Source organism: Micromonospora sp. WMMD735, from assembly GCF_049178995.1.
GTDB classification, from domain to species: domain Bacteria; phylum Actinomycetota; class Actinomycetes; order Mycobacteriales; family Micromonosporaceae; genus Micromonospora; species Micromonospora wenchangensis.
This window is the reverse complement of record NZ_JBMHMJ010000002.1, coordinates 5,543,300-5,565,613: the sequence shown is the minus strand read 5'-3', so window position 1 is coordinate 5,565,613 and position 22,314 is coordinate 5,543,300. Positions and strand designations below refer to the sequence as shown.

Sequence of the window (22,314 nt, the reverse complement as noted above, 5' to 3'; positions counted from 1 at the left end):
TGCTCTGAACCCGCCGCCACGGAAGATGATCAACATCCATATCCGCTGGCTGCGGGAACGATCACGTACTGACAACCCACAGACTGTAGCCCTGGCCAGTGTTGGAGGTCACACCTGGGGGACACCGTGTCCGGATGATCTCCGTAACTGTGTTATGAGGAAAAATCTGATATAGGAGGCCATCAACACTACGAGGCCGCGACCCACCAAGGGTCACGGCCTCGTACACGTACAGTGAAATCAGCGACCGACCGGCCACACCATCCGGACCTCGGTTCCGATGCCCTCGGCCACCGGCCGCACCTGGAGGTCCTCCACGAAACCGGCGAGCAGCGCGAAGCCCACGCCTGTGGTCAGCGCCTCGTCGGTCAACGCCTCGTTGGCCAACTCGTCGGCGTTCAACGCGGCCAGGCCCAGCCCCGCCTCGATCGGCGCCCGGTCCACCACCCGCACCGAATACGCTCCGGAGTCGGACATCTCCACGAGCACCGGGTCGGCCAGACCGTACTGGTGGTGCAGCGCGACCGCCCGGGTGCACGCCTCACCGATCGCCAGCCGCACCTCGTCGAGCAGATCCTCCCGGACCCCGGCCCGACGGGCCACCGCCACACCGACCAGGCGGGCGGTGCGCACGTGCACCGGCGCCGGTGAGAAGGAGAGCCGGACCGTCGCCATCACGCGCCGGGGACGGTGGGGTCGGCGGCGATCGCCGCGTCCACCGTCGGGTGCAGGGGGAAGACCTGGTCCAGGGCGGTGATCCGGAAGATCTTCAGCAGCGGCTCCTTGTCGCAGACCAGGGCGAACGACCCCCCGGCCGACCGCAGCCGCTTCAGGGCACCGACCAGCACACCCAGACCCGTGGAGTCGAGGAAGTCCACCCGCCCCAGGTCGACGACCACCCGCCGGGCACCGCCGTCGATCAACTCCAGGAGCCGTTCGCGCAGTCGGGGTGCGGTGTAGACGTCCACCTCACCGCCGACCTCGAGCACCGTGTGTTCCCCCACGGTGCGGGTCGCCAGCGACAGCTCCATCAGTCCTCCTCCGAGAGCCGTAAACTCTCCTGGGCATCTAACCATCCCCGCCCGACGGCCTGACGAGGTCACCGGCGGCGACTCCTCCATACCCACCGGCCCGGTTGTTCAGCACCGAACACCAGTGCGAGAGTGCAGGACGTGAACCCCGCAGCCACCGTCACCGCAGGCCCCGGCACCGGGCGAGGCCCGGCCGAGCTGCTGCACCGGCTGCGCACCCGCCACCCGGTCGACCCGGTCACCCACGTCGAGCGGGTGCCGGCGCGCGCCGGGCAGCAGGCGCCGTGGCCGCAGTGGGCCCCCGAGGAGCTACGGGCGGCGTTCGCCCGACGCGGCGTCACCGCCCCCTGGCGGCACCAGGCCGAGGCCGCCGAGCTGGCGTACGCCGGGCAGCACGTGGTGGTGGCCACCGGCACCGCGTCCGGCAAGTCCCTGGCGTACCAGCTCCCGACGCTGGCTACCCTGCTGGCCGACCCCCGGGCCACGGTGCTCTACCTGGCCCCCACCAAGGCCCTCGCCGCCGACCAGCTCCGCGCCGTCGCCGGTCTCGACCTCGACGGGGTACGCCCCGCCACCTACGACGGGGACACCCCGCGCACCGAACGGGAGTGGATCCGCCGGCACTCCCGGTTCGTGCTGACCAACCCGGACATGCTGCACCACGGCCTGCTACCCGGGCACACCCACTGGTCGGGGTTCCTGCGCCGGCTGACGTACGTGGTCGTCGACGAGTGCCACACCTACCGGGGCGTCTTCGGCTCGCACGTGGCGCACGTGCTGCGTCGGCTGCGCCGCCGGTGCGCCCAGTTCGGCCGTACCCCCGTGTTCCTGCTCGCGTCGGCGACGTCGGGCGATCCGGCGGCGACCGCCGGACGGCTCACCGGCGTGCCCGTCACCGCCGTCACCGAGGACACCTCGCCGCGCGGCGGGGTCACCTTCGCGCTCTGGGAACCGCCGCTGTTGCCGCCGCCCGCCGACGTCGGGGCCATCGCCGGCGTCGGAGCCGCCGTCGACGACCTGACCCAGGTCCGCCGGTCGGCACTGCGGGAGACCGCCGACCTGCTCGCCGACACCGTTGCCGAGGGGGTACGCACGCTCGCCTTCGTCCGGTCCCGGCGCGGCGCGGAGGTGGTCGCCGCGAACGCCCGCCGGGCGCTGGACGAGGCGGTGCCCGGCCTCGGCGAGCGGGTCGCCGCCTACCGGGCCGGTTACCTGAAGGAGGAACGCCGGAAACTGGAACGGGCCCTGCTCCACGGCGACCTGCTCGGGCTGGCCTCCACCAACGCGCTGGAGCTCGGCGTCGACCTGGTCGGGCTGGACGCGGTGCTGATCTGCGGCTGGCCGGGCACCCGGGCGTCGCTGTGGCAGCAGGCCGGGCGGGCCGGGCGCTCCGGCGACGAGGCGCTCGCCGTGCTGGTGGCCCGGGACGACCCGCTCGACACCTACCTGGTGCACCACCCGGAGGCGCTGTTCGGTCGCCCGGTCGAGGCGACGGTGCTCGACCCGGCCAACCCGTACGTGCTCACCCCGCAGCTCGCCTGCGCCGCCGCCGAGTCCCCGCTCACCCCGGCCGACCTGGAACTGTTCGGTGACGGGGCGAAGGAGGCCGTCGACGAGCTGGTGCAGGCCGGTGACCTGCGGCAGCGGCCCACCGGCTGGTACTGGCGGCACCGGGAACGCCCCGAGATCGACCTACGCGGCCAGGGCGGGGCGCCGGTCTGCGTGGTGGAGGCGTCCACCGGGCGGCTGCTCGGCACCGTCGACGGCGGCTCGGCGCACTTCCTCGTCCACCCGGGGGCGGTCTACCTGCACCAGGGCGTCTCGTACGTGGTCGACGCGTTGGACCTCGACGACGGGTGCGCGCTGGTGCACGCCGAGGAGCCGGACTGGTCCACCCACGCCCGGGACGTCACCTCGCTCTCGGTGGTGTCGGTCCGCTCGTACCGGGACGCCGGGCCGGTCGGGCTCTTCCTCGGCGAGGTGGACGTCACCAGTCAGGTGGTCTCCTACCAGCGTCGCCGGATCGCCTCCGGCGAGGTGATCGACACCCGCCCGCTGGACCTGCCGGCCCGGGAGCTGCGGACCGTCGCGGTTTGGTTCACGCTCTCCCCGCAGTCGCTGGCGGCGGCCGGGGTGGAGTCGGCGGACGTGCCGGGGGCGCTGCACGCCGCCGAGCACGCCGCGATCGGGCTGCTGCCGCTGATGGCCACCTGCGACCGGTGGGACATCGGCGGGCTGTCCACCGCCCTGCATCCGGACACCGAGGCACCCACCGTGTTCGTCTACGACGGGCACCCCGGCGGGGCCGGCTTCGCCGAGCGGGCCTACCGGACGGCGGCGGCCTGGCTGGGCGCCACCCGGGACGCCGTCGTCGAATGCGGCTGCGAGTCGGGCTGCCCGTCCTGCGTCCAGTCCCCGAAGTGCGGCAACGGCAACAACCCGCTGTCCAAGTCGGGCGCGGTCCGGGTCCTCGACGTGGTCCTGGCCAACCTGTCCGCCACCGCGCCCGCCCAGCCCGGCCCGGCCGACCGGTAGCGGAGACCCGGCCGGCGGTCTCACTGCGTGGGGCGGGCCGCCATTGAATCCTGGGATCGTGCTTGGGCGGAACGACATCTGGGCATTGATGCATGGGAGCGCTTCCATCGATAATCGGAAGTGCCTCTCACCGCCGACCCTGCCGTCCATGCCGACCCGGAGGAGACAGCCGTGGCCGACACCATCGCCGAGACCGTCGACCTGCTCTACACGATCGACCAGGACAATCTCACCCCCGACCAGTTGATCGCGCTGGGTGCCGCCCTGGCCGGCCTGGCCCAGGCGGAACGCCTGGACCAGATCAACGAGCGGCTGCGGGGCATCCACCAGGTGCTCAACACCTGGGCCCTCAAGGCGACCGCCGACGGACGCTGACGGCGGTCGCTGATCGCGGGTCGGGCCGCCCGGCGACGCCGGGGACGGCTGGTCGGCGACAGCAGTCGCAGAGGTGGCCGGCTGCCGGCGATGACGGGGTGCGGCCGATCGACGTCGGCGGGCGCTGGTCGGTGGGTTGTGCGAGACTCCGGCGCACCCTTCGGAGGAGTTCTCATGCAGTTGGACAGTTTGCAGGCCCAGCACCAGTTCCACGTCCGGCAGCGGATCCGGATGATGGTCAACCAGTACGAGGTCCGGGCGGTGGCGGCGGACGGCACCGAGGGTGAGTTGCTGGCGTTCGCGCAGCAGAAGCGGCTCGCCTTCAAGGAGCAGGTCACGATCTACTCCGACGACTCCAAGCAGCACCCGCTGCTCGGTTTCAAGGCCCGTCAGCGGCTCGACCTGGGTGCCACATACGACGTGACCGATCACGCCGGCACACCGATCGGGCTGTTCCGCAAGGACTTCGCCCAGTCGCTGCTCCGCTCGACCTGGCACGTCGAGCAGGCCGGTCTGCCGCCGATGACCGGCCAGGAGCGCAGCATGCCGGTGGCCCTGCTCCGCCGGTTCGTCGACTCGCTGTCCTGGCTGCCGTACCACTTCGACTTCACCGCCGGTGGTCAGCCGGTGTTCTCGGTGATCAAGAAGTGGGGGCTGCGGGACCGTTACGTCGTCGAGGTGCCGCACCCGCAGATCGACAGGCGACTGGTGATCGCCATGGCCATCGGCCTGGACGCGCTCCAGGGCCGCTGAGCCACCCACCGCCCGGTTGCGGGTCGGGCCGGTCCATCCTGCTCCCAGGTTGGCCGGCCCGACCTGCTTCGAGGCGGCCCGCCTTGTTCCGGAGTCGTCCGGCGCGCCCTGCTCCGGGGTCGGCCGGCCCGCCGTGTCACAGGGTCGTCCGGCCCGCCTTGTTCCGGAGTCGGCCGGCGCGCCGTGTCACGGGGTCGGGCGGCCCGTCGTGTCACGGGGCGCGCCGGCCCGCCGTGTCACGGGGCGCCGGCCCGATCCGGCTGGTCTCAACACCGGTCCGGGGCTGACCGGTCAGTCCCGGACCGGGCCGGCGCGGGCGGTGGTGGTCGCGTACCGCCGCAGCCCCGGCAGCGGGGTGACCGCCACCTCGACCGTCACCACCACGTCGAGCCCGTCCGCCCGGCAGGTGACCAGCCGGGCGGCATTGGCGCGGACGAACTCGTCGGCGGTCGCACAGGCCACCCCGGCACCCTGCGGCGCAACGCCGGCCCCCGCGAGGGCACCGAAGTCGGCAGCGACCCGGGCCTGGTGCCGCGCCAGCCGGGCCGCGCCGATCGCCGCCCCGAACAGCCCGACCAGCACGAAGACCAGTCCGATGGCGAGCACCAGCACGGTGGCCCCACCCCGGTCGGCGACGCCAGCGGGCCTCGCCCCTCCGGAACCGGGCACCCCGACACGCTGGGGCCGGCAGGCGCGGCTCACGAGCCGGTTCCCCACTTGCCCGCCCCAGGTCCACCCGGAGCGGATGCATCCGGGACGGGCGTATCGGGGATTCCTGCGTCCAGGACTGGTACGGCCGGTGCCCGTACGCCAGGTTGCGGCATTCCGGGCTGGGGTGCGCCAGGTCCCGGCGGGCCTTGCTGGGGTGCCTCCGGTCGCGGTGGGCCCGGTTCCGGCGTAGGCAGTTCCCACATGCCCGGTTGCGGTGCACCCGCTTCCGGTGCGCCTGGCCGTGGTACGCCGGGTTCGACGGCGGCGACCGTGCCGGCCTCGACGGTGAGTCGGGGCAGCCGGGCACCGAGCGCACGGACCGGGGCGCGGACCGTCGCGGTGACCCGCCCCTCGTGCACCGCGATCGACACGTCCGCCGCCTCGGGAGCGATCCGGGTGCCCGCGCCGGTGCCGTCCTCGCCCCGGGAGGCAGCGAGCGCCGCCTCCCGGGCCGCATCCAGGCAGGCCGCCTTCGTGGTGACCGCGTCGACAGCGGTGATTCCGGCGAACAGGAGCAGGAGCAGCGCCGGCAGGCCGGTCGCCAGTTCGGCGGTGAACGAGCCCCGGTCCCGACCAGCCGGCCGGCGCGGTCTCACTTCAACGCCCGGTCGATGACGGCCGTCAGTGCCGCCTGCACGTTGCCCGAGGTGAGCACCTTGAGCAGGATGCCCGCGAAGGCGACGGCGGCGAGGGTGCCCACGGCGTACTCGGCGGTGTTCATCCCCGCGTCCCCGCGCAGCCGGCTGAGGAGTTTGCGCATCGTTCGTTCCCTTCTCGATGTTGGGTCACAGCACGTCACCGAGGACGGCGACGATCACCGGCACCAGGCCGGCGAGAATGAAGGCCGGCAGGAAGCACAGGCCCAGCGGCAACACGATCAGCACGCCGGCCCGCCGGGCGGACGCCTCCGCCGCCGTGGAGCGGTCGGCCCGCAGATCGTCGGCGACGCGGCCGAGGGCACCGGCCAACGCCGCCCCGCTGCGCGACGAGCGCAGTGCGGCGGCCACCATCCGGTCCGCCCCGGGCACCGGTGCCAGGTGGGCCCACGCCTCCGACGGCTCGCCACCGAGCAGCAGCGTCCGCCCGATCCGAGCGAGTCGGGCGGCCAGTGGGCCGTCCAACGCGTCGGCCACCGCGAGCACCGACCGGTCCACCGGGGCACCGGCCCGCATCGCCGCCGCCAGCAGGTCAGCGGCGAGCGGCAGGTCAGCGGCCTCCCGCAACCGGCGCTCCCGCACCGCAGGCGGGGTGATCCGTCGCAGTAACCGGTCCGCCACCGGGGCGGTCACCGTGCCGCCCAACGCACCGGGCCAACCGCCCACCAGCAAAAGGACCGCCACACCCGCCAGGGCGGCCCCGAGCCGTATCCGGTCCGGCCACCAGCCCGGCCGACTCCGGGCGGCACGCCGGCCGGTCAGGCCGTTCCACCGCCGGCCGGCCCGGTTGCCGCGCACCGCGACCAGCAACGCGGCCAGGACCAGGCACCCGGCCGACAGGTGCGTCGGGGACATCACCCGCCTCCGCCGGGGACGGTGCCCAGCCGCTCGGCCCAGAGCAACCCGCCGGCCTGCAGGCCCATCGCGACAACGGCACACCCGGCCCCGACCGGGGTGTGCAGCAGCACCGCCAGCGGATCGACGCCGATGCCGTAGCCGAGGGCGATGCCGCCGAGCGGAAGCGCGGCCAGCAGCAGCGCGGTGGCGTTGGCCCCTGCCGCCTGGGCGGCGGCACCGGCCAGTCCCCGGTCGAACGCCCGCGCGTCGGCCTCGACGCGTTCCAGGAGTTCGGCCAGGGGCGCTCCGGTGCGGTCGGCGAGCCGGACCGCCGACCGGGTCAGCCGGGCGAGCCGGTCCGTCCCGGCCGGATCGTCGTCCGGACCGGCCGCCCCGGGTTCCACGCTCGGCGCGGCGTCACCGGGAACGGGCAGGCCGGCCCGTAGGTCGGCGGCGAGCGCCCCGAGCCGGTCCAGGTGGCGACGACGTTCCCGGCCGACCTGCCCGGCCAGCCGCCGCCGGTGCACGGCACGCGCCCCGAGCATCCCGTAGCCGGCCAGGAGGATCGCGGCGACCGGCCCGGCGGCGAGGCCGCCCGTACCGGCGCCGACGAGACCGGCCAACAGCAGGACCCGCCTCGGCGGGCCGGACACCAGCCGGGTCAGCAGCCGTCGACCGGATGCCGGCCGGTGGGGGTCGACAGGCTCCGCCCCGGGGTGTCGCGGTGCGGAGAGCACGCTGTGGCGTCGGCGTCGGCTGCTGTGCACCGGCCAGGCGACCACCAGGGCCGCGCCGGTCAGTAGGGCCGCAACCAGCGACAACGGCATCATGTCCGCCCCGTCGTACCGGGTCGGGGTGCCCGCAGCAGGGGCGGCACCGGTACTCCCCGGTCGCGGAGCAGCATCGCCAGACCGGGTCCGGCCGGGCCGACGCCCTGCCCGCGTACCCAGGCGGGCACCACCGTCACCAGCCGGTCGGGGCCGTCGGCCAGCAGCAGACAGATCGACTCCAGCAGTCGGCCGTCGGGGCCCCGGCGCACCTGGACCAGCACCTGGAGAGCCGCAGTGACCTGTGCGTGCAGTGCCGCCCGGGGCAGTCCGCCGAGCAACCCGAGCGCCTCCAGCCGGGCCGGCACGTCGGCCGGGGTGTTGGCGTGCAGGGTCCCCGCCCCTCCGTCGTGGCCGGTGTTGAGCGCGGCCAGCAGGTCGACCACCTCGGCACCCCGGCACTCGCCGACGACCAGCCGGTCGGGACGCATCCGCAGTGCCTGCCGGACCAGCTCGCTCAACCCGATCACGCCCGCGCCCTCCACGTTGGCCGTCCGGGCCTGGAGACCGACCACGTGCGGGTGCACCGGGTGCAGTTCGGCGGCGTCCTCGACCAGCACGATGCGTTCCGTCGTCGGCACCAGGCCGAGCATCGTGTTGAGCAGGGTGGTCTTGCCCGAGCCGGTGCCGCCGGTGACCAGGTAGGCCAGTCGGGCGGCCACCACCGCGGCGAGGACCGGGGCGACCTGCTGCGGCACGGTGCCCTGCCGGACCAGTTCGTCGAGGGTGAACGGCCGGTGCCGGAAGGTGCGCAGCGACAGGTAGGGCCCGTCGGTCGCCACCGGCGGCAGCACGGCGTGCAACCGGGTGCCGTCGGGCAGTCGGGCGTCCGCGCAGGGCGAGCCGTCGTCGAGCCGACGCCCGGCGGCGGCGGTGAGCCGTTGGGCCAGCCGGCGTACGTCGTCGACCGTGCCGAGCGGCAGCGCCACCTGGTGCAGCCCGGCACCCCGGTCGACCCAGACCCGGAGCCCGTTCACGAGCACGTCGGTGACCTCTGGATCGGCGAGCAGCGGGGCCAGTGGCCCGGCACCCACCAGATCGTCGTGCACCCGGTCGGCGATCCGCCGCACGGCGGTGTCACCGAGGACGGCGGCGGACGGTTCGGCGCGTACGGCGGAGACGATCGCCGCCGGGGTGACAGGTGTGGTCGTGTCGGCCATCCGCTGCCGGACCCGGGCGGCGAACTCCTCGGGTCGCCCGGTCACGCCGCACCCGGCACGGGCAGCCCGGTCAGGTCGGTGACCAGTTGACGGCAGAGCGCGGCGAGCGGTCCCCGACCGGCGGCGGCCGGTGCCTCGCCGCGTTCCAGCCCCCGGCACAGGGCCGGTTCGGGGCGCAGCGTGCCGGCCAGCGGCAGCCCGAGGGCGCGGGCCACCTCGGCCGCCCGCAGCCGGCCGGGGGCGGGACCCCGGACGATCACCGCCAGTGCGGCGCAGTGCGGGGCCGTCGCCGCGACCACCCGGGCCGCCGCGGCGGTCGCCCGCAGCTCGGCGGGCACCACCACGTACGCCTGGTCGGCGGCCTGGAGGGCGAGCACGGCCGCGTCGTCGAGCTGGCGCGGCAGGTCGACGACGACGAAGTCCCGACCCCGGCGGGCGGCGTCGAGGGTGGCGGCCATCGCCGGGGCGGGCAGGGCCAGCGGCTCGCCCCGGTCCCAGGAGAGGACGACCAGGTCGCCCCGGTGCGGCAGGGCGCGGACCAGGGCGGGCGGGTCGACCCGCCCGTCGGCGTCGGTGAGCGACGGCCAGCGCAGTCCGTCCAGGTCCTCCCAGCCGAGCACCAGGTCGAGCCCGCCGCCGAGCGGGTCCGCGTCGACCAGCAGGGTCCGCAGCTGGGCGCGGGCGGCGGTGACGGCCAGGCCGCCCGCGAGGACACTCGCCCCGGCCCCTCCCCGGCCGCCCAGCACGGCGACCGTCCGGGCCGGGGCCGCCGGTTCGCCGCCGGGCGCGCACTCGGTGAACCGGTCGACCAGCCATGGTTCGGCGGCGGGCAGGGTGGCGACGTGCTCGGCCCCGATCAACTCGGCGATCTCCCAGCCCGGGTCGAGTTCCCCCGATCGTCCGACCAGCACCGTCCGGGGCCGCCGGGCCAGGCGGGCCCGCAGGCAGGCCTGGGCCTGGTCACTGCCGATGAGGACCAGGGGTGCGGGGAGCCAACGGGACCGGGCGGCGGCCGGATCGGCGGCCACCTCCACCTCGGTGCCGCCCGCCGCGGCGAGCCGCAGCAACTCGTCGAGGAGGTCACCGTCGGAGGTGACCAGCAGCGGCAGTCGCCGGTACGGCGGAAGGGAGGTACGGGGTGGCATCACGGCCTCCAGCGCTCGGGGTTGCTGGGACAGACCCTGCGCCGTCGTCGCCGGTCCGCGCCGCCGATGCCGGCTCACCTGTGGACGACGGGGCGGCCTGTGGACAACCCCCGCCACGGTCGGTGATCTGTTATGCCGCCCCGGTGGTGGGGATCGCGGGCCATGCTCGTCGTCGGGGCGTCCCGGTCAGCCGTTCGACGCCTCCGTCGACCCGGCAGGAGGGGGTGACCTGCACCGGAGGCAGCTCCAGCACACCGCGCGGAGCGTCGGAACGACCGAACGACGCCGGCAGCAGCGGTACGGTCCCGACGAAGAACGCGAAAAAATGTCCTGTTCACCCCGCCGGAGTGATTGACGGCATACCGCCTCGTACGCCGATAATCGTGACCGCCACCGCGACGGTGGCATCCGCCGCTCTCGGAAACGGGGCCATGGCCGACTCATCCGACGACACACCCCCCACCCTGCGCATCGGTGGTTGGCTGCCGGCACCCCGGTACCGCCAGACGCTGCCGCCCTACCTCGTCCCCCCGGCCGGTCGGCATCTGATCGACGTCCCGACGTCCGGATCACCGGGCAACCCGTTGCCGTCCCCCGTGCACGCCGTCGAGCCCGCCGGCATCGGACGGACCCTGCTGTTGGCCGGAGTGGCGTTCGGCCTGGTCACCAGCCTCGTCCTGGCGCTGTCACCGTTGTGGTCCGGGCCGAAGCGGGACGACGCCGCCCTCCCGATGACACCCTCGTGGGTCGCCGACCGCCCGGATCTCGCGGCCGTGGAGAGCCCCACCCCGGTCGCCGACTACTCGCCCGCCCCGGCGTCGATGGCCACCCGCGCCGCGACCCCGGCCGCGCCGCCCCGTCGGCCACACCAACCCGCCACGGGTACGACGTCCCGCCCCGCCGCGACCACCACGCCACCCCGGCCGACTCCGACGACCGCCGCGCCCCGCCCCACGCCGAAGCCGCCGACGAACCCGCCCGGGCCGGCCGAGTTGACCCCGCTGCCGGGCTGGCAGGAACACTCGCTGCGGTCCACTTCGAACGGCCCCTCGACGTACGTCGAGTTCGTCAACGCCCGTGGTGCACGGGTCGTCGTCTACTGGCTCGACCACCAGGGGCAGCGCCGGCAGTACAAGGTGCTCGACGCGGGCCGGTCCTACCGCCAGCAGACGTACGTGGGGCACCCGTGGGTGGTCACCGACCGGCACGGCCGGGCCCTGGCCTGCTTCCTGCCCGCCCGGACGACGATGCGGGCGGTCGTGCGGTAGCCAGGCCCGCCCCCGCACCTCCCACGGACAGCCGCTGAGCAGGGACTCTTCAGTTGACCGAGTGTCAGCCACCCGACAGACAAATCGTGGGCCTTGTGCTATGCCGCCGCACGCGGGATGCTTGACCGGTCGATCGGCACAGCGCCGCCACAGCACAGCGGCGCCCGGCTGCAACCGGACGCCGCATTCGACTCGACCGCGTACAACGGAAGGAGTCGGCTTGACTGTAACCCGTCGGGGCCGGGACTTTGAAGGGCCGAACAGCGGGGACGACGAGGGCCACGGCCGCGTGGACCCGGCGTACGCGCCGGAGCCCGACCACGCACCCATCGTCGCCGGGTTCGCCACCACCACCGGACCGGCAATTCGCCAGCGAAGCAGCCCCGCGCCCCGTTCCCGCGACAGGGACGGGGCTGTTTTCATCCGGTCGACCGGCTACCGCACAAGTATTCGCCGGTCGACCAGCACCCGGAGCCCTCGCGGAAAGGGACGACCCCCGTCGGGGGGAGACGGGGGTCGTCGAATGGTTCGGCTCCGGGGGGGTTGAGCCGAACCGGCCCGGCGGTCACGGGGGGTGCGACCGCCGAGGGTCTCTCAGCTTTCCGGCACATGAATCGTTGTCGTGGGGACAAGTCTGCCCGAGCGGACTGTTCACGTCGAGTGCTGTCGACCCCACTCATTGCGAAATTATGATCGGAGCGTGTGACTGCGATCACGTTGAGCATTCGCCGCCGGAGTGCTCCCGCAGGTCGAGGGGGTATTCGCCCCACGGCACCCGCCGACCCTGGAGCATCGGACTAGACTTGCGCGCCGTGGGCCGAAGTGCCGCTTTCTTCGATCTGGACAAGACCGTCATCGCCAAGTCGAGCGCCTTGGCATTCGGTCGGCCGTTCTACCGGGACGGGCTGATCACGCGACGGGACGTCGTGAAGTCGGCGTACGCGCAGCTGATGTTCCGGCTGGGCGGCACCGACGAGCAGACCATGGCCAGGACCAGGGATTACCTCGCCGCACTCTGCAAGGGTTGGCGGGTGGAACAGGTCCGCCAGATCGTCGCGGAAACGCTCCACGAGCTGATCAACCCCTACGTCTACGCCGAGGCCGCCGCGCTGATCGAGGAGCACCAGGCGGCCGGCCGGGACGTCGTGCTGGTCTCTGCCTCCGGTGAGGAGATGGTCCGCCCGATCGGCGCACTGCTCGGGGTGACCGACGTGATCGCCACCCGGATGAGCGTGCAGGACGGCCGTTACAGCGGCGAGGTGGAGTTCTACGCGGCCGGTCCGAGCAAGGTCGAGGCGGTCAACGAGCTGGCCGCCGCCCGGGGTTACGACCTGGCCGACTCGTACGCCTATTCCGACTCGTACAGTGACCGGCCGTTGCTGGAGTGCGTGGGGCACCCGAGCGTGGTCAACCCGGACCGGGCGCTGCGCCGGCTCGCCGTGGAGAACGCCTGGCCGGTGCTGGAGTTCCGGCACCCGATCCCGCTGGGCCGGCGGCTGCGGGAGCGCCCGGCCGTCCCGGTGGCCGCAGCGGCGCTCGGCGTCGGCGTCGGGGTGGCGATCGGCATCGCCTGGTACGGCCGGCACCGCCGCACCCGCGCCGTCCAGGCCGCCTGACGACCCCGGCCGTCCAGGCCGCCTGACGACCCCGGCCGCCCAGACCACCTGACCGACGCGCGGTACCCGGCCCGACCGACCGCCCCTCGCCTCCGGGGTAGGCCGACCGGTCCCACCGTCGCCGACCGCACCGCCCGCCGGGTGGCCGCCGGAACCTCTGCGCGGCACCCGGAGTGACGACCGGCACCCGACACCACACGGCGCTTTCCCTGCGCACCTCCGTTTGAGCGATCGCTCAAACAAGCCTATGCTCGGTTTGAGCGAGTGCTCAAAGCTGGGAGGTAGCGATGAACGAGCAGGATCGACCGCCCCGACGGACCGCCGCGAACTGGGTGCTCGCCGGCCTGATCTCGGCCTTCGGCATGGTGGTGTTCGTCGCCACCGTGCTCGACGGGCGGGCCGACAGCGCCCTGCTCTTCGTGCTGCTCCCGACGGCCCTCGCCGCCACCCTCGCCCTGCTGCCCGGTCGCACCGCGCACGGTCGGGTCTTCGTGATCACCACGATCGCCCTGCTGCTGGCAGCGGTCGCGCTGCACGAGGGGGCGATCTGCGTCATCCTCGCCGCCCCACTTGTCTACGCGGTGTCCCACGGGACCACCGCCCTGATCCGCGCGCTGCGCGACGCCTCCCGCCCGTACGCCGTCATCGCGGTGCCGTTGCTGCTCCTGCCGGGGCTGGAGGGCAGTGGACCGGCACCCCGGATCGCACCCGACCAGTCCGTCGAGGTGGCCCGGGTGGTGGCCCTGCCGGTCGACCAGGTGGCCGCCCGACTCGCCGCCGGTCCTCGCCCCGTACCGGTGCGCTCGGTCCCGCTGCGGCTGCTCGGCGTGCCCACGCCCGGCCAGGTCAGCGGGGACGGGCTCGACCCGGGCGACAGGTGGATGTTCGGCTACCACGGCAGCGCGCACGGCCCCGGCGGTCACCTCCTCGCCGAGGTGGAGACGGTGGGGGTGCAGCGGGTCGGGTTCCGGTTCGTCGAGGACAGCTCGATCACCGCGCGCTGGTTCAGTTGGCGGCACGCCACGCTGAGCTGGCGGGCCGTCGACGGGCGGCACACCGAGGTGCGCATCCGGGTGGACTACACCCGGGGGCTCGACCCCTCCTGGTACTTCGGGCCGATCCAGCAGGTCCTGCTCGGCGCGGGAACGGGACACCTGCTGGACATGATGGCGCTGCGATGATCGTCGCCCGCTACCTCAGCCTGGCGGTGCCGTTGCTGGCCGTGCTCGCCGCCGCCCGCGTCGACCGGAGCCGCGCCGGGGTCGACCGGAGCCGCGCCGGGCGGGCGGGGGCGCTGCTGGCCTTCCTCGCCGCCGGCATCGGCATCGCCGCCCTCGACGAGCTGGCCCGGCACGCCGGCTGGTACACGTTCACCCCGGTCCGGGGAAACTACCGGGGCATGCCGGTCGACCTGTGGATCGGCTGGGCCGTGCTCTGGGGCCCGCTGCCCGTGCTGCTGCGCCGGAGCCTCCCGTTGCCGGTGGCGCTGGGCCTGCTGCTCTGGGTCGACGCGGTAGCCATGCCCGCGCTGCACCCGCTGGTCCGGCTCGGCCCGGACTGGCTGGTCGGCGAACTGGTCGGGCTGCTCGTGGTGGCCCTGCCGGCGCAACTGCTCGGTCGCTGGTGTGCCGACCGGCGACATTTGGCGGCCCGCACGCTGCTCCAGGTCGGGCTCTTCACCGCCCTGCTGCTGTGGTTCGTCCCCAGCCTGGCCTTCGAGGTCGGCGACGGGTCCTGGGCGACGGCGGCCGAACTGCCCCGACCCGTCCTGCTGCTCCTCGCCCAGGTGGCGCTGGTGCTGGCCGCCCCGGCGCTCGCCGCGGTCCGCGAGTTCGTCACCCACGGTGGCGGCACGCCGTACCCGTGGGACCCGCCCGTACGGCTGGTCACCACCGGGCCGTACGCCTATCTGGCCAACCCGATGCAGACCTGCGCCGTGGCCCTGGTGCTGCTCACCGCCGCGCTCACCCGCAGTTCCGCGCTGGTGCTGGCGGCGGTGGTGGCGGTCGCCTTCAGCGTGGCGGTGGCCCGCCCGCACGAGGAACACGACCTGGCCGACCGGCACGGCGGGGTATGGCGCGCGTACCGGCGGCAGGTCAGGGACTGGTGGCCGCGTCGGCGGCCGTACCACGTGGGGCCGGCAGCGGTCCTGTTCCTCGACGACACCTGCGGTCCGTGCGCCGCGACCTGGCGGTTCGTCGCCCGTCGCCGCCCGGTGGGTCTGCTGCTACGTCCCGCCGCCGAGGCCGACGGGGTGCTGTGGCGGGCGGCGTACACCGACGGCGGCGGCCGGTCGGAACGGGGGGTGGCCGCCGTCGCCCGCGCCCTCGGGCACCTGCACCTCGGATGGGCGGTGGTCGGCTGGGTCCTGCGGCTGCCCGGGGTCGGTTGGCTGGCGCAGCTGGTGACCGATGCGATGATCGCACCACCGCATCCGGCGGGCCCACGAGGAGGACGATGTCCGGCACCAAGCAGCGACTCCTGGACGGCGCCATCACCGCCATCCGCACGCACGGCATCGCCGGTGTGTCCGCCCGCACCATCGCCGCGGCCGCCGGGGTGAACCAGGCGCTGGTCTTCTACCACTTCGGCACGGTCGACGACCTGCTGACGGCGGCCTGCCGGGCCAGCACCGCCGACCGGCTCGCGCACTGGTCGGACCGGCTGGCCGGAGTGGGCTCGCTGCGGGAACTGCTCGCCGTCGGGCAGGAGCTGCACGAACAGGAACGCGAGCTGGGCAACGTCTCCTTCCTGGCCCAGCTGCTGGCCGGGGCGCAGACCGACGAGCGGCTCGCCGCGCCCACCGCCGCCGCGCTCCAACTCTGGGTGGACGAGATCGAGTCGGTGCTGCGCCGGCTGCTCGCCGGGTCACCCTTCGCCGAGATCGCGGACGTGCCCGGCCTGTCCCGGGCCGTCTGCGCCGCGTTCGTCGGGCTGGAACTCTACGACGGGGTGGACCGGGCGGGCGTGCGGCAGGCGATGTCGGCACTCGACCAGCTCGCCGTGCTCATCGAGATCGTCGACGACCTCGGACCGGTCGCCCGGCGGGCGCTGCGCTCGCGGGTGAACCGGGCCGCCCGCCGGGACTGACCGCGCACCCGGCACCGGTCGGGTGGGACCGCGGGGACGGCCACCGGGTCAGGCGGCGGCGATGATCTCGTCGCCGACGACGGTGAGCTGGTCCGCGCCGACCTCGACGGCGGTCAGGTAGTGCCGCAGCCAGGAGCGCAGGCCGTCGGGGGTGCCGGTGGCGAAGGCCCCGGCCGCGCCGACGTACTCGGGTTGCCGTTCCCGGTGGCCCACGTCGACGGCGACCAGGCCGCGCGGGTCGAACCCCCGGGACATCAGCACCAGCCGGGCGGCGGCGCGGGCCACCACCCCGGACGGGCCGGCGAAGGGCCGCAGGTTGAGCAGCTCGCCGTGCACCACGGCGGCGAGGACCAGCGGGGAGACCGTCGTCCCGCCGGCGACCAGCCCGGCCAGCCCGTCGAGCCGGGCGGCCACCACCGGGTCGGCGACCGGACGCCCCAGTTCGTCCTCGGCGACCACGTCCCGGGCGGCGAGCACGTGCAGCCGGGCCAGCGCCTGCCGGGGGGCCTTCGGCCACAGCTCGGTCAACCCGGGCAGCGCCCCGGCCACCCGCAGCGCCCCCTGGAGCACCGGTTCGGTGACGGTGCCGGCGCGGACCGCCTCGCGCTCGTGGTCGTACCCCTCCAGGGCGGCACTGGCCACCGCGCTGCGCAGGCCGACCTCGGCCGCGACCTGGCCGCCGTGGCGGCGCAGCGCGCGGTGCCGCATCGCCTGGTCGACCCGCTCGCGGGCCCGCTCGACGGCGGGGGCGATGTCGGCGAGCGCGAGCAGCGGGGCGAGCGGATCGGTGGTCACCCCGCCACGCTAACGACCGGGTGACTCCGGGGCGGACGCCACCCACCACCGGGACCTCGGGTCCGATCCTGATCAGGGTGGCAGGGGTGGGCCGCCGAGCGCGCCGGGACGCCCGCTGAGCGCGCCGGACGGCACCGGGGGTGTCGCGGTCCCGCGCGGCCCGGACTAACCTCGGCCGGGTAGAGACGCAGGTCACCGACGAAGGAGTCACCGCATGAGCGAGGCCTTGGCCAACCTGCTGAACGAGACGCGCCAGTTCCCGCCGCCGGCCGCACTCGCCGCCCAGGCCAACGTCACCGCCGGCGCGTACGACGAGGCCGGCGCGGACCGGCTCGCCTTCTGGGAGCGGCAGGCCGGCCGGCTGGCCTGGGCCAGGCCGTGGGACGAGGTGCTCGACTGGTCGAACCCCCCGTTCGCGAAGTGGTTCGTCGGTGGCCAGCTCAACGTGGCGTACAACTGCCTGGACCGGCACGTGGAGGCCGGTCGGGGCGACAAGGTGGCGATCCACTGGGAGGGCGAGCCGGGCGACACCCGCACCCTCACCTACGCCGACCTGCACCGGCTGACCTGCCAGGCGGCGAACGCGCTGACCGACCTGGGGGTGGTCGCCGGTGACCGGGTGGCGATCTACCTGCCGATGGTCCCCGAGGCGGCGGTGGCGATGCTGGCCTGCGCCCGGATCGGCGCGACCCACAGCGTGGTCTTCGGCGGCTTCTCCGCCGACGCGTTGAGCAACCGGATCCAGGACGCGAGCGCCAAGGTGGTGATCACCGCCGACGGCGGCTACCGGCGGGGCAAGCCGTCGGCGCTGAAGCCGACCGTGGACGAGGCGGTGGCGAACTGCCCGTCGATCGAGCACGTCCTGGTGGTCCGGCGCACCGGCGAGGAGGTCGCCTGGTCGGCGAAGGACCACTGGTGGCACGAGACCGTCGAGACGGCGTCGGCCGAGCACGTCGCGCAGCCGTTCGACGCCGAGCACCCGCTGTTCATCCTCTACACCAGCGGCACCACCGCCCGCCCGAAGGGCATCCTGCACACCACCGGCGGCTACCTCACCCAGGCCGCGTGGACGACGCACGCGGTGTTCGACCTGAAGCCCGACAGCGACGTCTACTGGTGCACCGCCGACATCGGCTGGGTCACCGGGCACTCCTACATCGTGTACGGGCCGCTGGCCAACGGCGCCACCCAGGTGATGTACGAGGGCACCCCGGACACCCCGCACAAGGGCCGGTTCTGGGAGATCGTCGACAAGTACAAGGTCAGCATCCTCTACACCGCGCCGACGCTGATCCGCACCATGATGAAGTGGGGCGAGGACATCCCGGCGGGCTTCGACCTGTCGTCGCTGCGCCTGCTGGGCAGCGTCGGCGAGCCGATCAACCCGGAGGCGTGGATGTGGTACCGCCAGCACGTCGGCCGGGACGAGCTGCCGATCGTGGACACCTGGTGGCAGACCGAGACCGGCGCGATCATGATCTCCCCGCTGCCGGGGGTGACCGCGGCCAAGCCGGGTTCGGCGATGACCCCGCTGCCCGGCATCGTCGCCGACGTGGTGGACGACCAGGGCCAGTCGGTGCCCAACGGCGGGGGCGGCTACCTGGTGCTGCGTGAGCCGTGGCCGTCGATGCTGCGCACCATCTGGGGCGACGACAACCGGTTCATCGAGACGTACTGGTCCCGGTTCGAGGGCATGTACTTCGCCGGGGACGGCGCCAAGAAGGACGACGACGGGCACATCTGGCTGCTCGGCCGGGTCGACGACGTGATGCTGGTGTCCGGGCACAACATCTCCACCACCGAGGTGGAGTCGGCGCTGGTGTCGCACCCGGCGGTGGCCGAGGCGGCGGTGGTCGGCGCGACCGACCCGACCACCGGGCAGGCGATCGTCGCGTTCGCCATCCCGCGTGGCACCGCCGACACCGCGGGCGAGGCGGGTGAGCAGCTCATCGCCGAGCTGCGCAACCACGTCGCGAAGACGCTCGGCCCGATCGCCAAGCCCCGGCAGATCATGCTGGTGCCGGAGCTGCCGAAGACCCGCTCCGGCAAGATCATGCGCCGGTTGCTGCGGGACGTGGCGGAGAACCGGTCGCTGGGTGACGTGACGACGCTCCAGGACTCCTCGGTGATGGAGCTGATCTCCTCCGGGCTCAGCGGTGGGAAGTCCGACGAGGACTGACGACAGCCGTACCCGACGGTGGGTGCCGGTCCGTGAGGGCCGGCACCCACCGTCTTTTTAGGGGTACGAATCGGTCGGTAGGCCGAGCCGACTCGGGCTGAACGGGCAGAGGCACCGTCGCCCCCTTCCGGGTGAGAACCCTTCTCATTTAGGTTCAGCGATATCGACTGGGCTCGACAGAGGTCTCACCGGCGATCCCTTTCCCATGCCCGAGAAACGGAGTGGCATGAACATTCTCCCGTCCACCAGGGCACGTCGACGGCTCCTCGTCGCGTTGCCCGCCCTCGCTCTCGTCGCCTCGTCACTGACCGTGACCGGCAGTGCGGCGGCCCAACCTGCCGGGCCGGCCACACCGACCCGGATCGGGGCCGACGAGCATTACCTCAACTACGCCGAGCCGGAGGTGCAGCCGGACACCGCGGGTAAGGAGGTCCGGGGCGCCGACGGGATCCGCACCCCGGCGGCGGACGAGGCCCGCGCGTACGACCGTAAGTTCGCCGGCGGCAACCCGGTGGCCGCCCGGGAGCTGGCCCGTAACGAGGCCCGGGCGATCCGGACCGGGCAGAGCCCGCGCGCGTTCAAGAAGGCCAAGAGCACCCAGACGGCCAAGCTGCTCACCCTGCTGGTCGAGTTCAACGACCAGGCCAACGACGACTTCACCGGGGTGATGGTCCCCAAGACGGTCTTCGAGGACCGCACCTGCGTGCCCGGCACCGTCCAGAACGGACCGAAGCACAACAACATCCCCAACCCGGCGACCCTGCCGCACGAGGACAACAACTCGATGTGGGTGCCGGACTTCTCCCCGGCCCACTTCGACAAGATGCTCTACACCAAGCAGGGCATCACCGAGCGGGTGCGTAAGGACCTCAAGGGACCGGACGGCAAGAAGGGTATCGACCTGTCCGGCCGCACCATGCACAACATGTACCTGGAGATGTCCAAGGGTGCGTACACGGTGGACGGGCAGGCCAGCCCGTGGATCACCGTGCCGCACTCGGAGGGCTGGTACGCGGCCTCGCGCTGCTTCCAGGACGAGACCGGCGCCTGGGTCGCCGGCCGGCAGCAGGCGATGAACGGCCACCCGGACAACCCGCAGGGTGCGGGGCGGCTCGCCACCGACGCGATCGACGCGCTGGCCGCCAGCGACCCCAGCTTCCCGTGGGCCGACTACGACATCGAGGACCAGGGTGACCGCGACGGCGACGGCAACGTCAACGAGCCGGACGGCGTGATCGACCACCTGGTGCTGGTGCACGCCGGTCAGGGCAAGTCCCGGGGCGGCGGCGACCAGGGCGTGTACGCGGTCTGGGCGCACTCCTCGACGGTCGCCGGCGGCTACACCATCCCCGGCACCAACCTGAAGGTGTCCAACTACATCGTGCAGCCGGAGGACGCCGGGGTCGGCGTCTTCGCCCACGAGTTCGGCCACGACCTGGGTCTGCCGGACCTCTACGACACCTCGGGTAACGCCGACTCGGACGTCGACTTCTGGGACCTGATGGCGTCCGGCTCGCACACCGGTGAGATCTTCCAGGCCCTGCCCACCCACATGGGCATCTGGGACAAGTGGGTGCTGGGCTGGGCCGATCCGCTGACCATCGCCCCCGGCACCCGGACCCGGACGGCATCGCTCGGGCAGACCTCGCGGACCCCGGTCGGCACCCAGGACGGCATCAAGATCGACCTGCCGGACAAGGTGGTCACCCTCGCCCAGCCGCACAGCGGCACCGGCATGTGGTACAGCGGGGCCGACCAGGCATGGGCGGACGTCAAGCTCAGCCGGCAGGTGGCCGTCCCGGCCGCCGGTGACGCGAAGTTCTGGATGTGGAACAACTACGTCATCGAGGAGGACTGGGACTTCGGCTTCGTGGAGGTCTCGACCGACGGCGGGGCCACCTGGGCCGAGCAGAAGGTCTACGACGAGGCCGGCGCGCTGGTCTCCACGAACGACGGTTACGCCGACCCGAACGGCCGCATGGTCGACTTCGGCAACAAGAAGTACGGCCTGACCGGCAGCACCGACGGCTGGCGGCATGACTGGATCGACCTGTCGGCGTACGCCGGAACGACCGTGCAGGTGCGGCTGCGGTACGCCACCGACGAGGCGTTCCAGGAGCGGGGCTGGTTCGCCGACGACATCTCGGTCACCGGCGGCGGGGCCACCACGTTCAGCGACAACGTGGAGAGCGGCACGAACGGCTGGACGCAGACCGTCGGCACCTTCACCGACACCACGGGCGCGGGCTGGCACATCGACCCGGGCACCCAGGTCAAGGCGCAGTACTACCTGGCCGAGTGGCGCAACTTCGACGGCTTCGACATGGGCCTGAAGTACGCCTACGACACCATCTACTCGCACGAGGCGTGGAAGGTGGACCGGATCTCGTACAACGCGCCGGGCATGCTGGTCTGGTACCGGGACACGATGCTGGGCGACGTCAACCACGTCACCGGGCAGATGACCGCACTGCCCAGCTACGGGGCCAAGGGCGGGCTGCTGATCGTGGACTCGCACTACGACCCGCTGCGGCGTACCGGTGAGGCGGCGGCGAAGGACCCGTCGGTGCTGGACAACCTGCCGAGCCGGCCCCAGTCGGCGAACGCGGCGTTCTCGCTGAACCCGACGTACCCGTTCACCGAGTGCCTGGAGGCGGCGGACGAGCCGTACAGCGCGTACTGCACCAAGTTCCCGCGGCAGCGCCCGGTGTCGGGCTTCAACGACGCCAAGGGCTGGTACCCGGGCATCGAGATCCGCGACGGCTCGCCGTACGCCCGGGACAACGACGCCTCGGTGGTCGTCCCGTCGCGGGGCAACAAGCCGTACACCACCCGGGTGGTGAACCCGGACGGCACGCCGGCCACCGAGTTCTACGGCGTGACGCTGGGCGGTGGGGCGATCGTGCTCGGCACCGGCAACCCGTCGGACTCGAAGGTCCGCAACGGGGTCTCCATCAAGATCGAGTCGGCCGCGCCGGACAACTCGTACGCGGTCGTCCGGATCACTCCGGCGAAGTACTGAAGTCACGCGTCGGGTACGCCCGGCGATGCGGTGGTAAGGGTCAGTAACTGACTGATTCGGTGAACGGTGGGCCGTCGGCGGACAAGCCGGCGGCCCACTGTTTCCCGCATCCCGGCAACGGAATCGAAATACATCACTGCGATTCTCCACCGGGCCGTCCGCGCTGCTCATGACCGTTGGTGAACACCCGGTGTGTGACGGTGAAAAGCGTTCCCATCAAAATCTTGCAACAAATCGACGCGGACATCTTCCCACCCGTCCCAGCAGTGTCTATGTTCACCATGGGTCCCACTAGTGGGACGTCCATGCCGGCC

At 73.2% G+C, this 22,314-nt stretch carries 19 protein-coding genes and 1 pseudogene; 10 read left to right on the top strand and 10 right to left on the bottom strand.

Features of this window, described 5'->3' with window-relative positions:
• Positions 1 to 240: 240 nt before the first annotated feature.
• Both ACN268_RS24265 and ACN268_RS24260 read right to left on the bottom strand, forming a co-directional pair.
• The gene (locus ACN268_RS24265) at positions 241 to 675 is read right to left on the bottom strand and encodes an ATP-binding protein (protein ID WP_204925977.1); all 435 of its coding nucleotides are present in this window, start codon (positions 673 to 675) and stop codon (positions 241 to 243) included.
• Entirely contained in the window at positions 675 to 1,031 is a 357-nt protein-coding gene (locus ACN268_RS24260; RefSeq protein WP_204925803.1) for an STAS domain-containing protein, read from the bottom strand. The genes ACN268_RS24265 and ACN268_RS24260 overlap by 1 nt, the downstream gene beginning before the upstream one ends.
• A gap of 132 nt (positions 1,032 to 1,163) precedes the next feature.
• On the opposite strand from ACN268_RS24260, the gene ACN268_RS24255 reads away from it, so the two are divergent.
• The 3 genes from ACN268_RS24255 to ACN268_RS24245 all read left to right on the top strand — a co-directional run bounded on the left by ACN268_RS24255 (position 1,164) and on the right by ACN268_RS24245 (position 4,694).
• Complete coding sequence (locus ACN268_RS24255) at positions 1,164 to 3,566, top strand: DEAD/DEAH box helicase (protein WP_421485132.1); 2,403 nt, start codon at positions 1,164 to 1,166, stop codon at positions 3,564 to 3,566.
• Between the two features lie 171 nt (positions 3,567 to 3,737).
• Positions 3,738 to 3,941 (top strand): hypothetical protein, encoded by a 204-nt coding sequence (locus ACN268_RS24250; RefSeq protein ID WP_204925801.1) that lies wholly within the window; start codon positions 3,738 to 3,740, stop codon positions 3,939 to 3,941.
• 174 nt (positions 3,942 to 4,115) lie between these two features.
• Positions 4,116 to 4,694: a hypothetical protein gene (locus ACN268_RS24245; RefSeq protein ID WP_088643463.1), complete on the top strand. Its 579-nt coding sequence runs from the start codon at positions 4,116 to 4,118 to the stop codon at positions 4,692 to 4,694.
• 291 nt (positions 4,695 to 4,985) lie between these two features.
• On the opposite strand, the gene ACN268_RS24240 is transcribed toward ACN268_RS24245, so the two are convergent.
• The 7 genes and pseudogenes from ACN268_RS24240 to ssd form a co-directional block, all read right to left on the bottom strand.
• The gene (locus ACN268_RS24240) at positions 4,986 to 5,363 is read right to left on the bottom strand and encodes an Rv3654c family TadE-like protein (RefSeq protein WP_421485131.1); all 378 of its coding nucleotides are present in this window, start codon (positions 5,361 to 5,363) and stop codon (positions 4,986 to 4,988) included.
• Positions 5,364 to 5,605: 242 nt separating this feature from the next.
• Positions 5,606 to 6,001: pseudogene (locus ACN268_RS24235) on the bottom strand (TadE family type IV pilus minor pilin); the annotation flags it as partial.
• Positions 5,998 to 6,165, bottom strand: a complete 168-nt coding sequence (locus ACN268_RS24230) for a DUF4244 domain-containing protein (protein ID WP_204925799.1) — start codon at positions 6,163 to 6,165, stop codon at positions 5,998 to 6,000. The gene ACN268_RS24230 and the pseudogene ACN268_RS24235, both read right to left, overlap by 4 nt.
• Positions 6,166 to 6,190: 25 nt before the next feature.
• Positions 6,191 to 6,916 (bottom strand): type II secretion system F family protein, encoded by a 726-nt coding sequence (locus ACN268_RS24225; protein WP_421485130.1) that lies wholly within the window; start codon positions 6,914 to 6,916, stop codon positions 6,191 to 6,193.
• Positions 6,916 to 7,728 (bottom strand): hypothetical protein, encoded by an 813-nt coding sequence (locus ACN268_RS24220; RefSeq protein WP_421485129.1) that lies wholly within the window; start codon positions 7,726 to 7,728, stop codon positions 6,916 to 6,918. Before ACN268_RS24220 ends, ACN268_RS24225 begins: the two co-directional genes overlap by 1 nt.
• A complete protein-coding gene (locus tag ACN268_RS24215) occupies positions 7,725 to 8,930 on the bottom strand; it encodes a TadA family conjugal transfer-associated ATPase (protein ID WP_421485128.1) in 1,206 nt (401 codons plus the stop codon). Before ACN268_RS24215 ends, ACN268_RS24220 begins: the two co-directional genes overlap by 4 nt.
• Positions 8,927 to 10,030 (bottom strand): septum site-determining protein Ssd, encoded by a 1,104-nt coding sequence (gene ssd, locus ACN268_RS24210; protein WP_421485127.1) that lies wholly within the window; start codon positions 10,028 to 10,030, stop codon positions 8,927 to 8,929. Before ssd ends, ACN268_RS24215 begins: the two co-directional genes overlap by 4 nt.
• A gap of 431 nt (positions 10,031 to 10,461) precedes the next feature.
• Here ssd and ACN268_RS24205 point away from each other — a divergent pair, with 431 nt between their 5' ends.
• From ACN268_RS24205 to ACN268_RS24185, 5 genes are all read left to right on the top strand, one after another.
• Entirely contained in the window at positions 10,462 to 11,298 is an 837-nt protein-coding gene (locus ACN268_RS24205) for a hypothetical protein (RefSeq protein ID WP_421485126.1), read from the top strand.
• Positions 11,299 to 12,101: 803 nt separating this feature from the next.
• Positions 12,102 to 12,914: an HAD family hydrolase gene (locus ACN268_RS24200; RefSeq protein WP_194823264.1), complete on the top strand. Its 813-nt coding sequence runs from the start codon at positions 12,102 to 12,104 to the stop codon at positions 12,912 to 12,914.
• A 287-nt stretch (positions 12,915 to 13,201) separates the two neighbouring features.
• Complete coding sequence (locus ACN268_RS24195) at positions 13,202 to 14,095, top strand: hypothetical protein (protein ID WP_421485125.1); 894 nt, start codon at positions 13,202 to 13,204, stop codon at positions 14,093 to 14,095.
• A complete protein-coding gene (locus tag ACN268_RS24190) occupies positions 14,092 to 15,477 on the top strand; it encodes a methyltransferase (RefSeq protein WP_421485124.1) in 1,386 nt (461 codons plus the stop codon). Before ACN268_RS24195 ends, ACN268_RS24190 begins: the two co-directional genes overlap by 4 nt.
• Positions 15,372 to 16,004, top strand: coding sequence for a TetR/AcrR family transcriptional regulator (locus tag ACN268_RS24185; RefSeq protein ID WP_421485123.1), 633 nt, complete (start codon positions 15,372 to 15,374; stop codon positions 16,002 to 16,004). The genes ACN268_RS24190 and ACN268_RS24185 overlap by 106 nt, the downstream gene beginning before the upstream one ends.
• Positions 16,005 to 16,052: 48 nt before the next feature.
• On the opposite strand, the gene ACN268_RS24180 is transcribed toward ACN268_RS24185, so the two are convergent.
• Positions 16,053 to 16,799 (bottom strand): oxidoreductase, encoded by a 747-nt coding sequence (locus ACN268_RS24180; protein WP_421485122.1) that lies wholly within the window; start codon positions 16,797 to 16,799, stop codon positions 16,053 to 16,055.
• A 214-nt stretch (positions 16,800 to 17,013) separates the two neighbouring features.
• Between ACN268_RS24180 and acs the strand changes: the two genes are divergently transcribed.
• Together acs and ACN268_RS24170 are read left to right on the top strand one after the other, a co-directional pair.
• Positions 17,014 to 18,978: an acetate--CoA ligase gene (gene acs / locus ACN268_RS24175; RefSeq protein WP_421485121.1), complete on the top strand. Its 1,965-nt coding sequence runs from the start codon at positions 17,014 to 17,016 to the stop codon at positions 18,976 to 18,978.
• A 226-nt stretch (positions 18,979 to 19,204) separates the two neighbouring features.
• Positions 19,205 to 22,000: an immune inhibitor A domain-containing protein gene (locus ACN268_RS24170; RefSeq protein WP_421485120.1), complete on the top strand. Its 2,796-nt coding sequence runs from the start codon at positions 19,205 to 19,207 to the stop codon at positions 21,998 to 22,000.
• Positions 22,001 to 22,314: the final 314 nt, after the last annotated feature.